The 19,350-nt window shown below is 46.7% G+C and carries 15 protein-coding genes; 12 read left to right on the top strand and 3 right to left on the bottom strand.

Annotation, left to right across the window (positions count from 1 at the left end; translation table 11 throughout):
* The first annotated feature begins 266 nt into the window (after positions 1-266).
* Positions 267-1,820: an NAD(P)/FAD-dependent oxidoreductase gene (locus tag QT992_RS22410; protein ID WP_333338383.1), complete on the top strand. Its 1,554-nt coding sequence runs from the start codon at positions 267-269 to the stop codon at positions 1,818-1,820.
* A 620-nt stretch (positions 1,821-2,440) separates the two neighbouring features.
* A complete protein-coding gene (locus tag QT992_RS22405; RefSeq protein WP_333338374.1) occupies positions 2,441-4,204 on the top strand; it encodes an NFACT RNA binding domain-containing protein in 1,764 nt (587 codons plus the stop codon).
* 750 nt (positions 4,205-4,954) lie between these two features.
* Here the strand turns inward: QT992_RS22405 and QT992_RS22400 are convergent.
* Entirely contained in the window at positions 4,955-7,048 is a 2,094-nt protein-coding gene (locus tag QT992_RS22400; RefSeq protein ID WP_333338380.1) for an iron uptake porin, read from the bottom strand.
* A gap of 219 nt (positions 7,049-7,267) precedes the next feature.
* Here QT992_RS22400 and QT992_RS22395 point away from each other — a divergent pair, with 219 nt between their 5' ends.
* The 7 genes from QT992_RS22395 (at position 7,268) to QT992_RS22365 (ending at position 13,751) form a co-directional block, all read left to right on the top strand.
* Positions 7,268-7,480, top strand: a complete 213-nt coding sequence (locus QT992_RS22395) for a hypothetical protein (protein ID WP_333315326.1) — start codon at positions 7,268-7,270, stop codon at positions 7,478-7,480.
* Positions 7,477-8,643 carry a glycosyltransferase gene (locus tag QT992_RS22390; RefSeq protein ID WP_333315324.1) on the top strand — a complete coding sequence of 389 codons (1,167 nt, stop codon included), beginning with the start codon at positions 7,477-7,479 and terminating at the stop codon, positions 8,641-8,643. The genes QT992_RS22395 and QT992_RS22390 overlap by 4 nt, the downstream gene beginning before the upstream one ends.
* Before the next feature lie 243 nt (positions 8,644-8,886).
* Positions 8,887-9,618: a sugar transferase gene (locus QT992_RS22385; protein WP_333315322.1), complete on the top strand. Its 732-nt coding sequence runs from the start codon at positions 8,887-8,889 to the stop codon at positions 9,616-9,618.
* Positions 9,619-10,063: 445 nt separating this feature from the next.
* The gene (gene gmd, locus QT992_RS22380; protein WP_333315320.1) at positions 10,064-11,095 is read left to right on the top strand and encodes a GDP-mannose 4,6-dehydratase; all 1,032 of its coding nucleotides are present in this window, start codon (positions 10,064-10,066) and stop codon (positions 11,093-11,095) included.
* Between the two features lie 405 nt (positions 11,096-11,500).
* The gene (locus QT992_RS22375) at positions 11,501-12,445 is read left to right on the top strand and encodes a GDP-L-fucose synthase (RefSeq protein WP_333315318.1); all 945 of its coding nucleotides are present in this window, start codon (positions 11,501-11,503) and stop codon (positions 12,443-12,445) included.
* Between the two features lie 402 nt (positions 12,446-12,847).
* The gene (locus QT992_RS22370) at positions 12,848-13,459 is read left to right on the top strand and encodes a Uma2 family endonuclease (RefSeq protein ID WP_333338377.1); all 612 of its coding nucleotides are present in this window, start codon (positions 12,848-12,850) and stop codon (positions 13,457-13,459) included.
* A gap of 34 nt (positions 13,460-13,493) precedes the next feature.
* The gene (locus QT992_RS22365; protein ID WP_333315317.1) at positions 13,494-13,751 is read left to right on the top strand and encodes a hypothetical protein; all 258 of its coding nucleotides are present in this window, start codon (positions 13,494-13,496) and stop codon (positions 13,749-13,751) included.
* Positions 13,752-13,886: 135 nt separating this feature from the next.
* Here QT992_RS22365 and QT992_RS22360 read toward each other — a convergent pair whose 3' ends face one another.
* Both QT992_RS22360 and QT992_RS22355 read right to left on the bottom strand, forming a co-directional pair.
* A complete protein-coding gene (locus tag QT992_RS22360; RefSeq protein ID WP_333338369.1) occupies positions 13,887-14,339 on the bottom strand; it encodes a hypothetical protein in 453 nt (150 codons plus the stop codon).
* A gap of 151 nt (positions 14,340-14,490) precedes the next feature.
* On the bottom strand, positions 14,491-14,976 hold the full coding sequence (locus tag QT992_RS22355; RefSeq protein WP_333338366.1) for a hypothetical protein: 486 nt from the start codon (positions 14,974-14,976) through the stop codon (positions 14,491-14,493).
* Positions 14,977-15,220: 244 nt separating this feature from the next.
* Between QT992_RS22355 and QT992_RS22350 the strand changes: the two genes are divergently transcribed.
* From QT992_RS22350 to QT992_RS22340, 3 genes are all read left to right on the top strand, one after another.
* Entirely contained in the window at positions 15,221-16,648 is a 1,428-nt protein-coding gene (locus QT992_RS22350; RefSeq protein ID WP_333377760.1) for an NB-ARC domain-containing protein, read from the top strand.
* Between the two features lie 1,148 nt (positions 16,649-17,796).
* Complete coding sequence (locus QT992_RS22345) at positions 17,797-18,453, top strand: 5-formyltetrahydrofolate cyclo-ligase (protein ID WP_333377756.1); 657 nt, start codon at positions 17,797-17,799, stop codon at positions 18,451-18,453.
* A 95-nt stretch (positions 18,454-18,548) separates the two neighbouring features.
* Complete coding sequence (locus QT992_RS22340) at positions 18,549-19,325, top strand: fumarylacetoacetate hydrolase family protein (protein ID WP_333377753.1); 777 nt, start codon at positions 18,549-18,551, stop codon at positions 19,323-19,325.
* The last annotated feature ends 25 nt before the right edge of the window (positions 19,326-19,350 follow it).

The raw sequence follows: 19,350 nt of genomic DNA, 5'->3' as shown, positions 1-19,350 counted from the left end.
AACATATTTAATTATGGACTAATGAGGGACATAGTATTGGTGAGTATTTCTACTCATCGCATAAGTGTTATGCTCCCGACTTTGACTGCTTCTTGTCCCCCCCTTATTAAGGGGGGCTAGGGGGGATCGAGCCTACAGTCAACTGCTTGCTTCTTGTCCCCCCCCTTGTGTTTTGGGGGGCTAGGGGCGATCGAGCCTACAGTTAAATGCCTAAGTCCTAAAGCTGCAAGACATTGATAATATTAGCTGAAGTAGCGGAGAAAAACATGGTTGCGATCGCCCCCACAGACACAGAAATCATCGTCATCGGCAGCGGAATAGGCGGCTTGACTTGCGCTGCAATGCTTGCCCGCTATGGCTTTGAGGTTGTGGTTTGCGAAAGCCATTCGATCGCGGGCGGCGCCGCACACGGTTTTGAACGCGACGGATTTAGCTTCGACTCCGGGCCCTCCCTGTACTCAGGATTATCCTACAGCCCGTCTGCCAATCCGCTGCGGCAAGTTTTGGATGCGATCGGCGAAAAACTCCCCTGCATCACCTACGATACCTGGGGTTGCTGTTTGCCAGAAGGCGATTTCGACACCTCCGTTGGTGCGAGTCAATTTGGCGAAGTGCTCGCACGACTGCGCGGCGCGGCAGCAGTCGCCGAATGGCAGCAACTCCAGCGCATCATGGAACCCTACGCCAAAGCTGCCATAGCCTTGCCCTCCCTGGCTTTGCGCTTCGATTTAGGCGCTGTTTTTACCCTCGGCAAATTTGCGCCGGCTTTCCTGCAAAGTGCTGGCGACGCGATCGCACTTGCAGGCCCTTTCAGCAAAATTATGGACAAAAACGTCAAAGATCCGTTTGTCCGAAATTGGCTGAATTTGTTGTGTTTCCTGCTGTCTGGACTTCCCGCCGACGGAACGATCGCAGCCGAAGTCGCTTTCATGTTCGCCGACTGGTATCGCCCCAATGCAGTTTTGGACTATCCGATCGGCGGTAGTGCAGCTTTAGTAAATGCCCTGGTACGCGGTTTAGAGCGCCACGGAGGGCAGTTGCTGCTAAATTCCCACGTTGCAGAAGTTTTGGTGGAAAACAACCGGGCTGCGGGCGTGCGGCTGCGATCGGGCAAAATAATTCGATCGCACAAAGCCGTCGTCTCCAACGCATCCGTTTGGGATACCCTGAAACTGTTGCCTGAAACCTCTGTCCCGCAAAGATTTCGGCAAGAACGGCAGGCGACGCCAGAGTGCGACAGCTTCATGCACCTGCATTTGGGAATTGATGCTGCCGGAGTGCGATCGGACTTGGCTTGTCACTACATCTTCGTCAAAGATTGGGAAATGGGCGTTTCCGCCCCTCAGAACGTCGTTCTCGTCTCGATTCCCTCCCTCCTCGACCCCGACCTTGCGCCTCCGGGAAAGCACGTCATTCACGCATATACCCCCGGAAACGAGCCTTACGATTTGTGGCAAAAGCTCGATCGCACCAGCGAAGAGTACAAGCTGCAAAAACAAGCGCGCGCCGAGGTAATGTGGGAAGCCTTAGAGAGAATTATCCCCAATATTCGATCGCGCTGCGAAGTCACCTTAGTTGGGACACCCCTAACCCACGAACGGTTTTTGCGCCGCCATCGCGGTTCCTACGGGCCCGGAATTCGGGCGGGTAGCGACTTGTTTCCCGGGCCGACAACACCTTTAGCGGGGCTGTTTTGCTGCGGAGATTCGACGTTTCCGGGAATTGGTTTGCCCGCTGTTGCTGCTAGCGGGGCGATCGCCGCCAATACGATCGCACCTTTGTACAAACATTTGGAATTGATTCGGGAAGTTATTAGTTAGTTGTTATATCGATTCCGGTTGCACCGTCCGTGCTTGTTGACTGTTGACTAATGACTGAGGACTAATGACTAATGACTAATGACTGAGGACTAATGACTAATGACTAATGACTAATGACTAATGACTGATGACTAATGACTAATGACTAATGACTAATGATATCATTTCGCCGCAGCCGGAATTGATATTATTAGACATCTCCCATAATTATTGTCGAACAGGCATCGTGCCTATTCAAAACCTGCTTTTTAGGAGATATTTATTAGTTATTTGTTATATCAAATCCGCCCTTCATCGTCCTGTATTCATCTCTCTGTTCTCTGACTCTGCGTTCTCTGCGTTCTCTGCGGTTTAATCATTCCAATGCAACCGGAATTGAGATTATTTGTTAACGGGATTATGGAAGCGCTTTCCTAGCGTAGGACGCGAACCAAGAGCAAACAATAATTGTAAATACAGCAGTTCTAAATAAAGTGAGGTATGCCCTATGCCCTATGCCCTATGCCCTATGCCCGCTTATCAAGCCTGCACCTCATGTTACTGAGAAAGGCTATAGTTAGTAAAATGCGACCTAAATCTGTCAGCATAGAAATAGATAGTTCGATCGCAAAGAGGCCACCGTGCAACCCGTAGACTTTACAACTTTAACCGCAGCTTGCAGCGAACTGCGAGCCCAATGGCTGCCAGCGCGCTTAGAACAAGTCTACCAGCGCGATCGATTCACCGTGTCCCTAGCCCTCCGCACCATGAAAGGACGTGGCTGGATTGACCTTTCCTGGCATCCTGTCGCCGCCCGCATCTGCGTCGGCGACCCCCCGCCCCGCATTCCCGACACGTTCACCTTCAGCGAACAACTGCGGCACCAACTCAGCGGTTTAGCCTTAGTTTCCATCGCCCCTGTTTCATCCTGGGAAAGAGTCATCGACTTGCAATTCGCCAAACGCCCCGGAGAACCCGCCCTCTGGCACTTGTACGCCGAAATCATGGGGAAGTACAGCAACGTCATCCTCACCGCCCAAGACAACCTCGTTGTCACCTGCGCCCACCAAGTCAGCGCCAAACAGTCCACCGTCCGTCCCATCCAAACCGGGCAACCCTACGAAATGCCCCCGTCTTTGACCGATGCAGTGCCTAGTCTGAGCGAATCTCAAAACCGCTGGCAATCACGAATTAGCCTGGTTCCTGGGCAATTAAAGGGCAATCTGTTGAAGAATTACCGAGGGATGAGTAAAGCCTTAGTTTTGTCAATGATTCGATCGGCTTCTTTAGACCCCGAACAATCCACCGACAGCCTCAATCCCGACCAATGGCAGCAACTATTCCAGCGCTGGCTATACTGGCTGCAATGCCTAGAAAACTCCAAATTTCATCCGAGTTTTACCCCCGAAGGTTACACCGTCATCGATTGGCCGACACCAGAAAATCACAATGTAGGGGCGGTGTCCCCGTGCCCGCCCTCTGATTCTTCCATCTCTTCGGTTCAAGAAATACTTAACAGCTACTACACAGGCGAAATCAATCAAGAAGTATTCGCCCAACTGCGGCACCAGCTTACCCAAAAACTCAACAACGTCCTCGCAAAACTGCGCCTCAAAGCCAACACATTTAAAGAACGCTTGCAGCAATCCGCAGACGCCGACACCCACAAATCCCAAGCCGACTTGCTGATGGCAAATTTGCAGCATTGGGAACCGGGAATGAAATCAATTTCTCTCCCCGACTTTGAAACCGAAAAACCAGTTATCATTTCCCTAAACCCGGAAAAAAACGCAGTTCAAAACGCTCAAGCAATCTACAAAAAACACCAAAAACTTAAAAGAGCTCGCATTGCAGTAGAACCTTTGTTAGCCGCGGTACAGGAAGAAATCGACTATTTAGAACAAGTTGAAGTCGCACTTTCGGTATTGGAAACCTACCGCAACACGCAAGATTTGCAAACCCTCGCCGAAATCCGCGAAGAACTGATCCAGCAAAAATATCTAGACGTACCAGATTACCGCAGTACCGACAAAAATGCTGCGATCGAATTTCACCGCTACCAAACCCCCAGCGGCTTTGAATTATTAATCGGGCGCAACAATCGCCAAAACGACCAACTCACTTTTCGCACCGCCAACGACTACGACTTGTGGTTCCACACCCTAGAGATTCCCGGAAGCCACGCTTTGCTGCGTGTCACACCCGGTACTGTGGCTGAAGAAACCGATTTGCAATTTGCCGCCGACATGACTGCTTACTACAGTCGCGCCCGCCACAGCGAACAAGTCCCCGTGGTTTATACAGAACCGAAATATGTATACAAGCCGAAAGGTGCTAAACCTGGTATGGTTGTATACAAGCAGGAGCGAATTGTCTGGGGTAGACCGCAGCAAGCTCCGGCATGAGTTATACAAAGTGAGTAATAGGGTCGATCGGCAATCTCAACGTGGTTTTTACCCAAAATAAACGGTTTGGTAGCGATAAATCTACGCAGGAACCGGGTTTTTCAACCAAGGCTTGATTATACAAAGTGACGGAAAGTGCGATCGTCCTAAAAATAAAAATCCGTCTGTAATGTAAAGTTTTATTACAGAAAATTAAATTTTGTTGTTATAATACCCCTTAACTACCAGCCGGGAAGTCCCTCGGTATATTTAGAGGGGATTAATCTGAGCGCGGCGCGAAGTACCCCGTTGGGAATTACGCCCGCGTGATGGAAAGAAGCGTCGGGTGTAGGTATCCAAAGCGACAATTATTCTTTTATACCCCTTGATGATCGGGAAATACTCTGATACTGTATTAGCAAGTGGGGGTGGAACTACCTCACTATAAAAAGCCTTTGAAAAAAAGGAAAAAGAAGCCTGCGGTCTAACTGTACTCAGTTGACCGTCAGGTTTGTTCACGAGAGATGATATTTCTTTTAGAACCCTTTGCAAAGAAACGTGCAACTTGGGTTTCCTCACTGTGAGAAAAACACTGTGGGAACACAACGGATTTAACTATTTGTGCAGACCAGCTTTTGCTAAAGCTGGTCGTTTCTGTTTAAACATTAAACCCAAGCCCCCACCGATTTTAGATTAGCGATTTTAGATTTTAGATTAAAACTGCCAATCTAAAATCTAAAATCTAAAATCTAAAATCGGTGTGGGCTGCTCCTAGAAAGTAAACGTCGTTCTGACAACCCCAATCACCAAATCAGAATTATTCTTATTGTGGTCAGGAGCAGTCAGCCAAATCAGACCAGGAGTGATAGAAATATTATCGCTCAACTTAAACTGATAGAAACCTTCAACGTGCAGCGAAGTATCCTTATCTTCCGGCAAAGTCCGATTAGTAGAACTCGTCACCCGCGGCTCCATACCTACCACAATCCCCGCCACATTTCCTTCTTTCAACAAATCGGGAAAAGCCAAAGTAACTGCCCAGTTCCAGATTTTTTGATCCCCCCGCTGCACAGAACCCGTAGGAGTAGCCAAGTTGGATAAAATGCGCTGGTTGGTGTAACCCGCCCAACCGCCAATTGCAAATCTCCGGTTCAACTGCCACGAAGCTTGCGCGCCGTAGGAATTGCTAGAAACTGGCAGATTGCTATCGCTGTCGAGCCCGAAGGAACCGAGACGCACTGGAAAATTAGAAGCATTGCTGCCGGTACCAGTGACGACGTTGTAGGAATTAACGTAAGTTAAACCTAAAGCCATGTTCTCGTTGGGTTTGAAAGTCAACTGAGCCAAACCGCCGTAAGAACCGTTGAACAAACCGTTACCCCGCGTCGGGTCCGCGGCGTTGCCGGCCATATATCCCAAACTCAGCTCGAGTTTTTCCCCAAACTGATGCCGCAGAGCGATACCAGAACCACCAATCAAATAGTAAATTGGGTTGCGAGTACCGAAGTTAGAAAGAGCGCCGTAGCTGCCGTCTCCATCAAAGTAAGGGTTGACAGTGTTGGTAAAATCGTCAGCAGCGCCGGCATTGGCTTCGAGAATTACAGTAGTGTTTTTGCCGAGAGGGAATTGGTAAAGCAGCGCATCTAAACCTACAGTATTGCTAGCCTCGGCAAAAGGCCCAGCATTAAACCGCAATTCCCCTTCAGCGGTTTTGGTATTATTAGTAGAAAAAGAACCCAAATTTAAAACTTGCAATCGAGTTCTCAGCAAATCTTCTCCAGAGAAACTCGTGTCGAAATTGATCCGAACCCTGCTGCCAAAAGCCGTGGATTTATCAGCGTCGCGGCCCTCGGCATCCTCTCCCCTGGCGATACCCGCCAAACCAAATATCACTTCGCCGTTGAGTTTAGTCGTAGTTGAAAACTGATTTGCTTCTAATTCAGAGGCGCGCGCTTCCAAAGCATCGACGCGGCCGCGCAAAGTTGCCAATTCCGCCGCAAATTCTTCTTGCAACCTTTGCACAGAAGCCAAATCTTCTCGCGTCACCAGATTTCTAGAACCGCCTTGAATCAGCTCGCTAACTTTATCCAAACACGCATTTAAACCTGCAGCAAACTCGTAGCGAGTCATCGCCCGGTTGCCGCGAAAAGTGCCGTCAGGATAGCCAGCTATGCACCCGTAGCGCTCTACTAGAGACTGCAAAGCTTGGAACGCCCAATCTGTGGGCCGAACGTCGGAAAGTTGCGAAACAGATGTTACTTGGCCGGCCGCATTTTCGCTGCTACTGCCTTCTGTGCTGTATTCGTTGATTTGTTCTAAAACATTTGACTGTGCTGGAGGTTGGGCACTTGGATTTGGCGATTGGGAAATCTGCTCTTGGGCGCTTAAATTAGCAGGTGCAACGGCGGGTTGGGTTTCGCTTAAGTTTGCGGGCGCGACTGCGGGGATTTGCTCCGCGACAGGTTGTTCGGCACTTAAATTGGCGGGCGCGACTGCGGGTTTGGTTTCGCTTAAATCTGCTGCAACTGCGTTTTCGGGTGCTTTTGCTTGTTCGGCAACTGGGGCACTCAAATCGTTAGCGAAAGCGTTGCGATCCGAAGGAAAGCCCTCGTAGAGGTTCGCACTTTCTTTCTCAATAGTCTCAACAGTCAAGTTGCTAGCTAGTGACGCTGGTTCGGCTGTCACCGCTGCCGTCTCAGACTTTGCCACCTCGGTTGCAGCACCTGCTAGTTGCAATTGATTCGCTTGATCTGTGGCGGCAATTTCTACAGGTTGCTCTGCTGCTAGGGCTGTCGAAGATACGACTAAACTTGCTGCCAATACCGCCGGACTAACTAAAAGTCCCTTCCACAAAAATTTGGACATTTTTTCCTTACACCACATTGAGCCGATCGCCCGTTCCGAAGATTTAGCCGATCGCAAATCACCTTTAGTATTGAGCCTAATAGTATTAATTGTCAACAATCTGGGAAATCACTGCCGGAAAGTCCTGTTTTGCTGTGGCTGATTTGACAAAAACTCCGTTTATTCCCAAAATCCTTGGTTTGACTCACCGAAGAGCACCATTCTCGCTTAACAGGCAAGATGCCTGTTCCACAAGAAAATTCACTCTTTGTGGAACAGGCCGAAAAGCCTGTTCCTAAACAAGTAATTGAGAATGGTGCAACATCTCAGTTTGAAGATACCTACCTAGAAACCTGGTTGATGCCGCGATATTGCGTAAGTTATCCCTCAGTAAGATTAATATTGACAGAACTGGCGCTAACACATCGTTCGATCGGCTACAAATACAAGTGAAAAAACTCAAATACGCCCTAGTTCACGAATGGTTGACGCCCTTAGCTACTGGCGGTTCAGAACTCGTAGTACAGGAAATCCTCAAACACGTAGACGAGGCAGATGTCTATGCCCTCATCGACTTTGAATCAAGCAATCCCGAAAGCTATCTTTTCGGGCGACAGATTGGCACAACTTTTTTGCAGCACTTTCCCAAGGCCCGCAGCGGCGTCCAAAAATATTTGCCATTTCTGCCGATCGCGATCGAACAACTAGATCTGCGAGAATACGACATCATCCTCTCATCATCCCATGCCGTCGCCAAAGGCATCCTCAGCAGTCCCCAGCAAATGCACGTCTGCTACTGCCACACGCCCATGCGCTACGCTTGGGACTTAACTTTTGACTATTTGCGTAGCAGCAAAGCCGGACGGGGCATCCAAGGTCTGCTGACGCGATATTTGTTGCATCGACTGCGGCAGTGGGACGTAATTTCCGCCAATCGCGTTGATTATTTCATCGCTAACTCTCAACACACTGCGCGCCGAATTTGGCGGTGCTACCGGCGGCGGGCCGAGGTGATTTATCCGCCGGTAAATATCGAGCGATTTTCCTTGATGCGGCAAAAACAAGACTTTTACGTCACGGTTTGTCGGTTGGTAAGTTACAAAAACGTAAGTGCGATCGTCCAAGCATTCAATCAACTAGGGCATACTCTCATTGTCATCGGCACCGGGCCAGAATTAGAAATGATTCGGCTTCTCGCCAAACCCAACGTGCAAGTGCTCGGCTGGCAGCCCGCCTCCATAGTTGAGAAGTACATGGCAGAGGCGAAAGCCTTTGTCTATGCAGCTTGCGAAGATTTTGGCATAGCTTTGGTAGAGGCTCAAGCTTGCGGAACACCGGTAATTTCCTATGCAGCCGGGGGCGCTTTGGAGACAGTGCTCGACATTCGCCAACACCCAGAGACTGGGACTGGTTTATTTTTTTCCTCCCAAACCGCAGCAGCATTAGTCGAAGCTGTCGAGGAATTTGAGCAGTTGCAAGGCAAATTTGAGCCAGAAATCAGCAGGTTGCGCGCTCAACAGTTTGCCCCCGATGTCTTTGGGCAGCGCTATCTAGCTTTTGTGGAACGCTGCTATCAGGAATTTCAATCCCGTGATTTTACCGAGTCTGGGGCTTGAGGGTGCCAGAACCCGATAGCGGGACAATCTTCCTTCTGCCTTTGTATAAGTGCCTTCAGAAGACCTCTGCATCAGTGCCTTGTGCCTTCTTCCTGGTGCGTTGAGAAGCCATCTTCCTTCTTCCTTCTGCCTTTTGAAGCCTTCTGAAGGCAGAAAATTGAGTATTGGCAACATAATTGAGAGAACAAAGCGTCTTGAGGCTTTATGATCAGGACTGTGTGTGGTGTGAAGTGAAGGAGTAAGATGACTGCCGACAGCCAACTAATCTCCGGCAAGGTAATTCGAGCGATCGCAAGACGCGGTTTTGGGTCTGTCCTGCAAGGAGATAGACGCATAAGTCGTTCTCTACAGAGCCTCGACGGAGAACTTTTCAAGCGGTTATTTGACATCCTGTTTTCCTTATCGGTTCTGATCCTGTTTGCTCCGGTTTACCTGCTTTTGGCTTTCTTAATCGCCTTAAGCTCGCCCGGTCCTATTTTTTACGTACAGGAACGAGTAGGCAAAAACCGTCAAAGGTTTTATTGCCTGAAATTCAGAACGATGGTGGAAAATGCGGATGATATATTGCTGGAAATCATGGAAAATTCTCCGCATTTGCGTCAAGAGTTTGAGGACAATTTCAAGCTGAAACAAGACCCTCGAATTACCTGGATTGGAAGATTTTTACGAATGACCAGTTTAGACGAGTTTCCCCAGTTTTGGAATGTTTTAAAAGGAGATATGAGCGTCGTCGGGCCGAGACCTTTAGTTGAAGAAGAACTGCCGAGATACGGTCGTCACATCAACAAAATTCTCACCATAAGACCTGGAATTACAGGCTTGTGGCAAGTGTCCGGTCGCAACGACATTCCCTATCCCCGTCGCGTCCAAATCGACCTCTATTACGCAAATGACAAAAACCTTTGGATGGATATGTGGATTGTTTTCAAAACAATTGGAGTTGTGATTTTTCCCAAAAATAACGGCGCATACTAATTTTTGTCCGCAGTCAGCAATCGGTAGTTAGTTTTATTTGTTACTGACCACTGATGCTGACTACTGACCGTCAGCGACAAACTCTTTGTCAAAACTTAACAGTTCCTGGATGCCGATCGAATAATTGTGAGCTTAACTAAAGGGGCAAATAGTTAAATAAACCTACCTCTTCTTCATCTAGAAAGATCAGTTCTTCTAGATAGACTACTGTAGGTTTAGGTGTTAAGCTTAACTCTATAACCTTTGGCTTAAGGGGGATAGCCTACTTATCTTGGGATAGCCCACTACCCAACAGCGTAGGAAGTAAACTTCAACTGGCTTTAGGTAACTAAAGTTAAGTTTGAGTAAGTTTTATAAAGCAGTTTGAGAATACGGCCGGCAGGGAGCAACAGCCTCTGCCAAAAAATTTATTGTGAATTAACACAGCCTGTCAAAGGAAAATCAGATGACCCAACGTAAGCGAGCGCTAATAACAGGTATTACAGGTCAAGACGGCTCGTACTTGAGCGAATTACTGTTAGAGAAAGGATATGAAGTTCACGGCATTATCCGGCGCAGTTCTAGTTTCAATACCGATCGAATTGACCACATCTATGTCGATCCTCACAGCGAGGGTGCGCGCCTGTTTCTACACTACGGCGACTTGACGGACGGCACCACTCTCCGCCGGATATTGGAAGAAGTTCAGCCGGTAGAAATTTATAACTTAGGCGCTCAATCTCACGTTCGAGTCAGTTTTGACTCGCCGGAATATACGGTTGACACAGTAGGAATGGGAGTATTGCGCCTGCTAGAAGCAATTCGGGACTATCAGCACCGCACCGGCATAGAAGTGCGGTTCTATCAAGCAGGTTCTTCGGAAATGTTTGGTTTGGTACAGGAAGTTCCGCAGAAAGAAACAACTCCTTTTTATCCCAGAAGTCCTTACGCCTGCGCCAAAGTTTACGGTCACTGGCAAACAATAAATTATCGCGAATCTTACGGACTTTTTGCCTGCAACGGCATCTTGTTCAATCACGAATCTCCCCGTCGTGGCGAAACTTTTGTAACTCGCAAAATTACTCGCGCCGTGGCCAGAATAGTCGCCGGCAAGCAGAAAAAGATTTACTTGGGCAATCTCGATTCCAAGCGGGACTGGGGCTATGCTAAAGACTACGTGCGGGCGATGTGGCTGATGCTGCAACAAGACAAGCCTGACGATTATGTCATTGCTACCAACGAGACCCATTCCATTAAGGAATTTCTCGATTTAGCTTTTACTTACGTCAATTTAGATTGGCAAAAATATGTGGAGTTTGACGAACGCTACTTGCGGCCTGCAGAAGTCGAACTGTTGATAGGCGATTCGACTAAGGCGCGCCAGCAATTAAATTGGGAACCTTCTGTAACTTTTCAGGAGTTAGTACATTTAATGGTAGATGCTGATATCAAAGCTTTAGACGAGCAAGGTCGGGGTTCGGGCAACGGATTTGATTAAGTCGCTAAACCAAGCCGTCAGTGCGAACAATTTGTAGGGGTAGGGCCCCGTGTTTACCCATTTCACGGGGCGCACAGGAGGATAGCCCCTGCACAACACTTCACAACCGATGAGAGGGTTGTTACAGCTATTAGCGTAGCGCGATCGGCATTCAAAGAACCCGCTTAATTGCTCCCAAAATTTTCGGAGGTGCGGGCTAATAAAAACATTAAAATGATAGTTGAGGGCTCGCGGCTCATAAATCTAACTTTTGGGTGTGCAATGAGCAAATTGTCCCTATCTGCCGCAGCTAAAACAGATTTGTGGGCCACCTCATCCTGTAGCTGAAAGCTTTTTTTGCTAAAGCAACAATTTTAGAATTGAAATTGTCGATCGACCTTTATTCAAAATCCCGAGGCTAAAATTATGACCAGCTTGGATTTAAGCAACAAACGCATTCTAGTCACGGGCGGCGCCGGTTTCTTGGGCCGTCAGGTAATCGACCAGCTAGTAAAAGCAGGGGCCGATGCTGATAAAATTTCTGTAAGTCGATCGCGCGACTGCGACCTCCGCGTCATGGAAAACTGCAAGCGCGCCGCCGACCAACAAGATATGATCGTTCACCTCGCCGCCCACGTCGGCGGCATCGGCTTAAACCAACTCAAACCCGCTGAATTATTTTACGACAATTTGATGATGGGCGTGCAACTAATCCACGCCGCCTACGAAGCAGGAGTCGAAAAATTTGTCTGCGTCGGCACGATTTGCGCTTATCCCAACTTCACCCCAGTTCCTTTCAAAGAAGATGACCTGTGGAACGGCTATCCAGAGGTAACTAACGCACCTTACGGAATTGCCAAAAAAGCTTTATTAGTGCAACTGCAATCCTACCGCCAGCAGTACGGATTCAACGGTATCTACTTGCTACCAGTAAATCTGTACGGCCCGGAAGATAACTTTGATCCGAAAAGTTCCCACGTCATCCCCGCATTAATTCGCAAAGTCCACGAAGCGCAAGAAAGGGGAGACAAAACACTCCCAGTTTGGGGCGACGGCAGCCCTAGCCGCGAGTTTTTGTATTCCACAGATGCCGCCCGAGGAATTGTGATGGCGGCTCAATCTTACAGTGAATCTGACCCAGTTAATTTGGGAACGAATAGCGAAGTTAAAATTCGCGAGTTAGTGGAAACGATTTGCGAATTGATGGGATTTGAGGGAGAAATTGTTTGGGAAACAGACAAACCGAACGGTCAGCCTCGCCGCTGTTTGGACACGGAAAGGGCTAAGGAAAAGTTTGGTTTTGTTGCTGAGGTGAAGTTTAAGGATGGGTTGAAAAATACGATTGATTGGTATCGACAACACGCAGTTTGAGTGTGAAAAACCCGGTTTCTTGAAGAAACCGGGTTTTTTTAGGAATAATATTATTTCCGGTCGATTACCCCTAATACGGTAGGGGCGGGTTCACGAAAAATATCTGCCAATAATTGACAATCTCAAAAACCCGCCCTTTTAATCGCTCGATCGTACATGATATAATACTAAATGCGGGTTAGAAACCTCATTTATAATAGTCGCCGGTTGCCACCTATCCTACACAAACCAGTCCGCCTTCTGGCACTAAGAGATTATACAAATTTGGGTGATAATTCACTGACAATAGTCGGCAGCAGTGCCGTGTCCCTACTGCTGTGTCCTGTATTTCATCCGAGTGAAAACTGCTATAATACAAATACCTCGACTGAAATCATCGAAAACTGAATTTTGGGAAAGCCAATGATTGCCGATCGCACCCACAATTATATCTCACCGGAAGAGTATCTGAAGTTAGAAGAACTCAGTCCGCTCAAACATGAGTATATTCAGGGCGAAATTTATGCAAGGGCTGATGCAAATGATGCTCATGTGACGGTGGCGGGCAACTTATGTACACTTTTGAGAAATCATGTTCGGGGTAGTGGCTGTCGTGTTTATATGTCCGACATGAAAGCGAGGATTGAATCTAAGAATATTTACTACTATCCTGACGTGATGGTAACGTGCGACGAACGGGACAAATCATCTCAATCTTTTAAAAGATATCCTTGTTTAATTGTCGAGGTTTTGTCTAATGGTACGGAAGGATTCGATCGGGGCGATAAGTTTGCTGACTATCAAGAATTAGAAACCCTTCAAGAGTATGTGTTAATTAGCCAAAAACGGCAGCGGGTAGAGTGTTTTCGGCGGAATGCTGAAGGGTTGTGGGTTTTGTATTCCTATACTCAAGGCAGCGAAATTCACTTGGCTAGCGTAGATTTTCGCACAGGTATTGATGCTATTTATGAGGATGTAATTTTTACTAAGGAAGATTCAGAAGCAGATGTTGATGAACTGCGATCTAGGGGATAAATAATTAAAATTATCAAAGGAACTAATAATTACCATGTTATCCCCCGCACCAAACCTCGTCGAACAAATCAATGATTGGGAATTTATCGAGTTGTGGGTAGATCCGATTGTTTTCCCGCCTCGAATTCTGATGTTAGTGGGTGGCAAAAATGGTAAGTGTTGTATTTACGAGCCATCGGCGAATTATAAACCCCTGTTTTTAAGTTCAAGTTACGATGAGGCTCACTCGTGGCTAGTGGAAGATGAATATGAGCGAGTTGACGGTAGGCTTTTAGCCTCGGAAATAGTTTGAGACTGTGATATTATGAGGGCGATCGCACCTCAGTTAAGGAAGGGCGATCGCTCTAAAAAATGATGTAAACTGAAGGGCGTTAACAAAGCACCCTAAAAATCCAACTCACTCATCAGATAAATCCGCATTTGTTTGCTAAGGGAGACCATTACAAGGTAAAGCAGGAGTTGAGCCGCCGTTACTGCTAAGTGCGCTAAAATCGGCTTGAACCTTTGCTAATCCACACAAAGCGCGTGGACATTGATTGGCTAATGCTTGGGTACTATCGGAACCCGTGCATTTGGCATTTCGCACTCTCATAACTGATGTGCCCTGATTTGGACAAGGTGCCCAAAGTCCTGGGTTATAGTAGAAACAAAAAGTCTGCCCGGTATCGGGATTTCTGTATGTTTGTGCATCCCAAGGGCTACCCTGTGGTTGTCCATAACCCTGCGCTAAAATTGTTAAGTTGTTATTATCTGTAAAGTTTTGATGAGTGACTGTAGTGGTTTGCACTAGCTTAGCATTAGCCATTTGAGTGCTTTTAAGGATAGCCCCACTGAGAGTAAAAAGACCTGCGATCGCTAAAATTCCTAGTTTTTTGTTCATTGCTTTAGTAACCAAATGATGTGTGCAGAAATAATTTAAGCTTGTAATAACATAAGGGCGATCGCGCTTCAAAAAAGGAAAGAGCGATTACCCGCAGCGACGCTAAGCAGGAAGTTCGCTGACTTTTGAAATGTAGTGGCACCCTGATTTGTTAATTGTTTATAGTGCTTGTACGAGGAGATTGTTGTTCATCCTGTGTGTTTTCTATTCGTTTTATGATCCTTCCGGCTGACTCGCACTTATCTTTTACTGCTCCTAGAGCAAATATAGCCTTACTTTGGTCATCTTGATATGAGAGTGCCTCCACTACACCTTGTAGGCAGCCACTTACCGTCTGAGTCTCTGCTTTAGCTCGCTGAAGTTCCCCTTGTTTTTGAGCAATTTGACTTTCGTGATCGCCAGAAGTGTCGCGAAGTTCTTTAATCTCTTGATCTTTATTATCGATCTCTTTATCTTTTTCCTCGCTCTGCTTTTTGAGTTCGTCTCGCTCCTTTTGGGCTTGTTGTAGCTGAGTTTGAGTGCTAACTAGCTGATTATTCACATTCGAGTATGCAACAAAGCCACCGATTCCCATGATGGCAACAATACCGAGGCCAAGACTAACGATACCAATCGTATTATTACTGCTACTCATCATCCTCCCTCCTACAGGAAGTTTTTTTCTTTGTTATAGCTATACAATTGACTGTTAAGACTACAGTTGTGCTTGTAAATATAGAATATATTAGTGTCAATATTCAAGTTATGTCGAGTCATAAAAAGTCAGGAAATGTAATGAGTTTTACAAAGCCTTATTTCATTAAATGTCAGATTTAATCATTTCTGCTATAAAATGTCAGAAAAAGTATGATACAATAACTAAAATTCCCACAAGCCGACCAATGGACGTTCAAGAAGTCTTGAGATTTGCCGACGAAATGGTTTTCGCCAAAACAGGAGAACACTTGGACGATCTGCAAAAAGCTATCCTGCTGGGTGTATGGGAAGGTCAAAAATACTCTCATATCGCAGAAACATCATATTGTAGCGAAGGTCACGTCAGAAATATCGCCTCAAAATTATGGAAGCGTTTATCAAATGTATTAGATGAAGAAGTAACTCAATCGAATTTACGCTCAACACTTGAAAGGCGACAAGTATTTATTGTTTCACAAAATTTTGGTAAGGATTTTGTATTTTGTAACGTCAATGTCAGTACAGATAGCCAATCTCCCGAAGTTCCAAAAGATCGATCGCCCTCAACCTCCACCTCAGACACCTCCCAACCCCCAACCAGACTAGACTTAGCAGACGCACCTCATATTTCATTATTGTGCGATCGCACATCCGAACTCGCCACCCTCGAAACATCCATCGTCCAAGAAAAGTGCAACCTCGCAGCCATATCAGGACTCAGCGGTATCGGCAAAACCGCACTTTCCCTCCATCTCATCCAAAAAATTCAGCATAACTTTGAATACGTCATCTGGCGAAGTCTCCGCCACTCCCCACCCTTAGAAACAACCCTAAAAAATCTCATTCAATTTATCGGCAATCAATACCCCCCCAACCCCCCCTTGCCAAGGGGGGGCGAAGAGAGGTCTTTACCTACCAGCATCCCCGATCGACTTTCCCTGTTAATGGAATATCTGCGGAAAAACCGCTGTCTCATCATCCTCGACGACGTGCAAACCATTCTCTGCAGCGGACAATTAGCAGGAAATTACCGCCCCGAATGCGAAAATTACAGCATCCTCTTCAGACAAATCGGAGAAACAACCCACAACAGTTGTTTAATCCTCAACAGTTGGGAACCACCCAGAGAAATTACCGCATTAAAAGGAGAAAAATCACCAGTTCGCAGCTTACAACTCAAAGGCATAGGTGCAGCAGCAGCGGAAATTTTCCGACAAAAAAGTTTACTCAATCCCGAAACATGGGAAAACCTAATTAACGCCTACCGAGGCAATCCATTGTGGTTGAAAATAGTCGCCACCACCATTCAAGAAATATTCCGAGGTAGGGTTGCAGAATTTTTGAAATATGATATGCTATTCTTAGGCGATGAATTGGCAGCAACATTGCACCCGCAGATAAATCGTTTGTCAGAATTAGAGAAAAAACTAATCTGCCGCCTCAGCCGCGAAGCAAATTCAGTTTCAATAGAGCAATTGCTACAAAATGCCGATTTATCGCCCTCGGAGTTATTCAACGGGCTGCAATCTTTGGGGAGGCGATCGTTAGTTGAAATAGAAGAACAGGAGAATGAAACGCTATTCAGCGTTTGTCCTGTGGTGAGACAATATGTGCTCTCAAATCCAGTTGGTTGATACTTTCCCACAGTCCGGCAGTCCGGCAGGGGTTTAAACCCCTGCCTCAAAGCTAAAGTCGGTTAAAACCGACTAGAGAATGTGATGAAAATGCAATTAATTGTAGTCCTCTTTGAGAGGACTTTCGCTATGAGACAGGGGTTTTCAACCCCTGTCGGACTCCAAGTCAAACGAGAAATTCGATCGCAAATATGAATACTGCTGAACCTTCATTAACTAAAACCGAATGTTGATACTTTTCGACAGTCCGACAGTCCGGCAGGGGTTGAAACCCCTGCCTCAAAGCTAAAGTCGGTTAAAACCGACTAGAGAATGTAATGAAAACGCAATTAATTGTAGTCCTCTTTTAGAGGACTTTCGCTGTGAGACAGGGGTTTTCAACCCCTGTCGGACTCCAAGTCAAACGAGAAATTCGATCGCCAATATGAATACTCCTGAACCTTCATTAACTAAAACCGAATGTTGATACTTTCCGACAGTCCGGCAGTCCGGCAGGGGTTTAAACCCCTGCCTCAAAGCTAAAGTCGGTTAAAAATGATATGTTGCACCATTCTCAATTACTTGTTTAGGAACAGGCAAGATGCCTGTTCCACAAGAAAATTAACTCTTTGTGGAACGGGCATCTTGCCCGTTCTTAACAATGGTGCAAGATGTGAGTTAAAACCGACTACAGAGTGTAATGAAAATGCAATTAATTGTAGTCCTCTTTTAGAGGACTTTCGCTGTGAGACAGGGGTTTTCAACCCCTGTCGGAGTCGAAGTCAAACGAGAGATTCGATCGCAAATATGAATACTCCTCAACCTTCATTAACTAAAACCGAATGTTGATACTTTCCCACAGTCCGGCAGTCCGGCAGGGGTTTAAACCCCTGCCTCAAAGCTAAAGTCGGTTAAAAATGATATGTTGCACCATTCTCAATTACTTGTTTAGGAACAGGCAAGATGCCTGTTCCACAAGAAAATTAACTCTTTGTGGAACGGGCATCTTGCCCGTTCTTAACAATGGTGCAAGATGTGAGTTAAAACCGACTACAGAGTGTAATGAAAATGCAATTAATTGTAGTCCTCTTTTAGAGGACTTTCGCTGTGAGACAGGGGTCTTCAACCCCTGTCGGACTGGAAGTCAAACGAGAGATTCGATCGCAAATATGAATACTGCTGAACCTTCATTAACTAAAACCGAATTAAGAAAATCGCTCCTCAACACTCGCAAATCCTTATCAGCACAAGAATGGAGACAAAAGAGCACGAGCATCTGCAATCATCTGCAAAACTCGCCCCTATTCACCCAAGCAAAAACAATCCTCGCCTACTTCAGTTGCCGCCAAGAACCAGATTTAAGTCCCCTATTTACATCTTCTGTGGAGGAGGCATCTTCCCTGCTCAATTCTGGAGACAGGCAAGATGCCTGTCCCACAAATGCCATTCCCACCCCTAAAAAATGGGGATTTCCCCGCTGTGTCGGCAAAGAGCTATCCTGGCACATCTGGCAGCCCGGAGATGCTTTACATACTGGAGCTTATGGCATACTCGAACCCCTGCCGGATGCTCCTAAAATAGACTACTCAGAAGTAGATTTAATGCTCGTACCCGCAGTAGGCTGCGATGTTCGCGGCTATCGCTTGGGCTACGGCGGTGGCTATTACGATCGAATGCTCAGTTTAGCTGAGTGGGAATCAAAAGTTACGATCGGCATTATCTTTGAATTTGCCTTGCTCGCCCAGCTACCAGTTGACCCCTGGGATCTACCGCTGCACGGCATTTGTACAGAAAGCGCTTGCAAAATTGCACAGCGAAAATCTTAAACGGGCATAAACAAATTAATTTTCCGCAATTATGCCTATATCCTCTTAATCTAGAATCTAGAATCTAAAATCTAAAATCTAAAATCTAAAATAGTATGGCCCAGCGCTACGTTCGAGTCAAAACAACACAAGGACACATCCATTACGGTTTACTGCAACTAAGCCACAGCGTTCAAGTATTTGATGCACCGCCCTGGTTAAAAGGACAACCAACCGATTTGGAACTTTCACCAGATACTTACCAAATTCTCGCCCCGTGCTCTCCCTCAAAAATTGTAGCCGTAGGCAAAAATTATGTAGATCACGCCGCCGAGATGGGAACCCCAGTACCGGAAGAACCCCTGCTGTTTTTCAAGCCTCCGAGTGCCGTCATCCCTGCTGGTGCAGCGATTCGCTATCCGCAGCAGTCGGAAAGGGTAGACTACGAAGGAGAATTGGCCCTGATAATTGGCGAACATTGTACCAACTGCACTCCCGAACAAGCACACAGCAAAATTTGGGGCTATACGATCGCCAATGACGTAACAGCTAGAGATTTGCAAAAGCGGGACAACCAGTGGGCGAGGGCCAAAGGGTTCGATACTTTTTGTCCCTTGGGGCCTTGGATTGTCCGCGAATTGAGTCCCGCTGCACAGTTGCAGACTTTTGTCAATGAGAGCGAGCAACCCGTACAGTCATCCCAGATCGATCGCATGGTATTTTCCCCAGACTTTCTCGTCTCCTACATCAGTCAAGTAATGACCCTAATTCCAGGCGATGTGATACTGACTGGAACGCCGCAAGGAGTAGGGCCGCTACAAATAGGCGATCGAGTCCGCATCGAAATTGAAGGCATCGGCAGTCTTGAAAATACAGTAGTTATTGGTTATTAGTCATCACTCATCAGTCATTAGTTAT

Source organism: Microcoleus sp. T3_D1 (assembly GCF_036700405.1).
Lineage (GTDB): Bacteria > Cyanobacteriota > Cyanobacteriia > Cyanobacteriales > Microcoleaceae > Microcoleus.
This window is presented reverse-complemented; position numbering and strand designations above follow the sequence as displayed.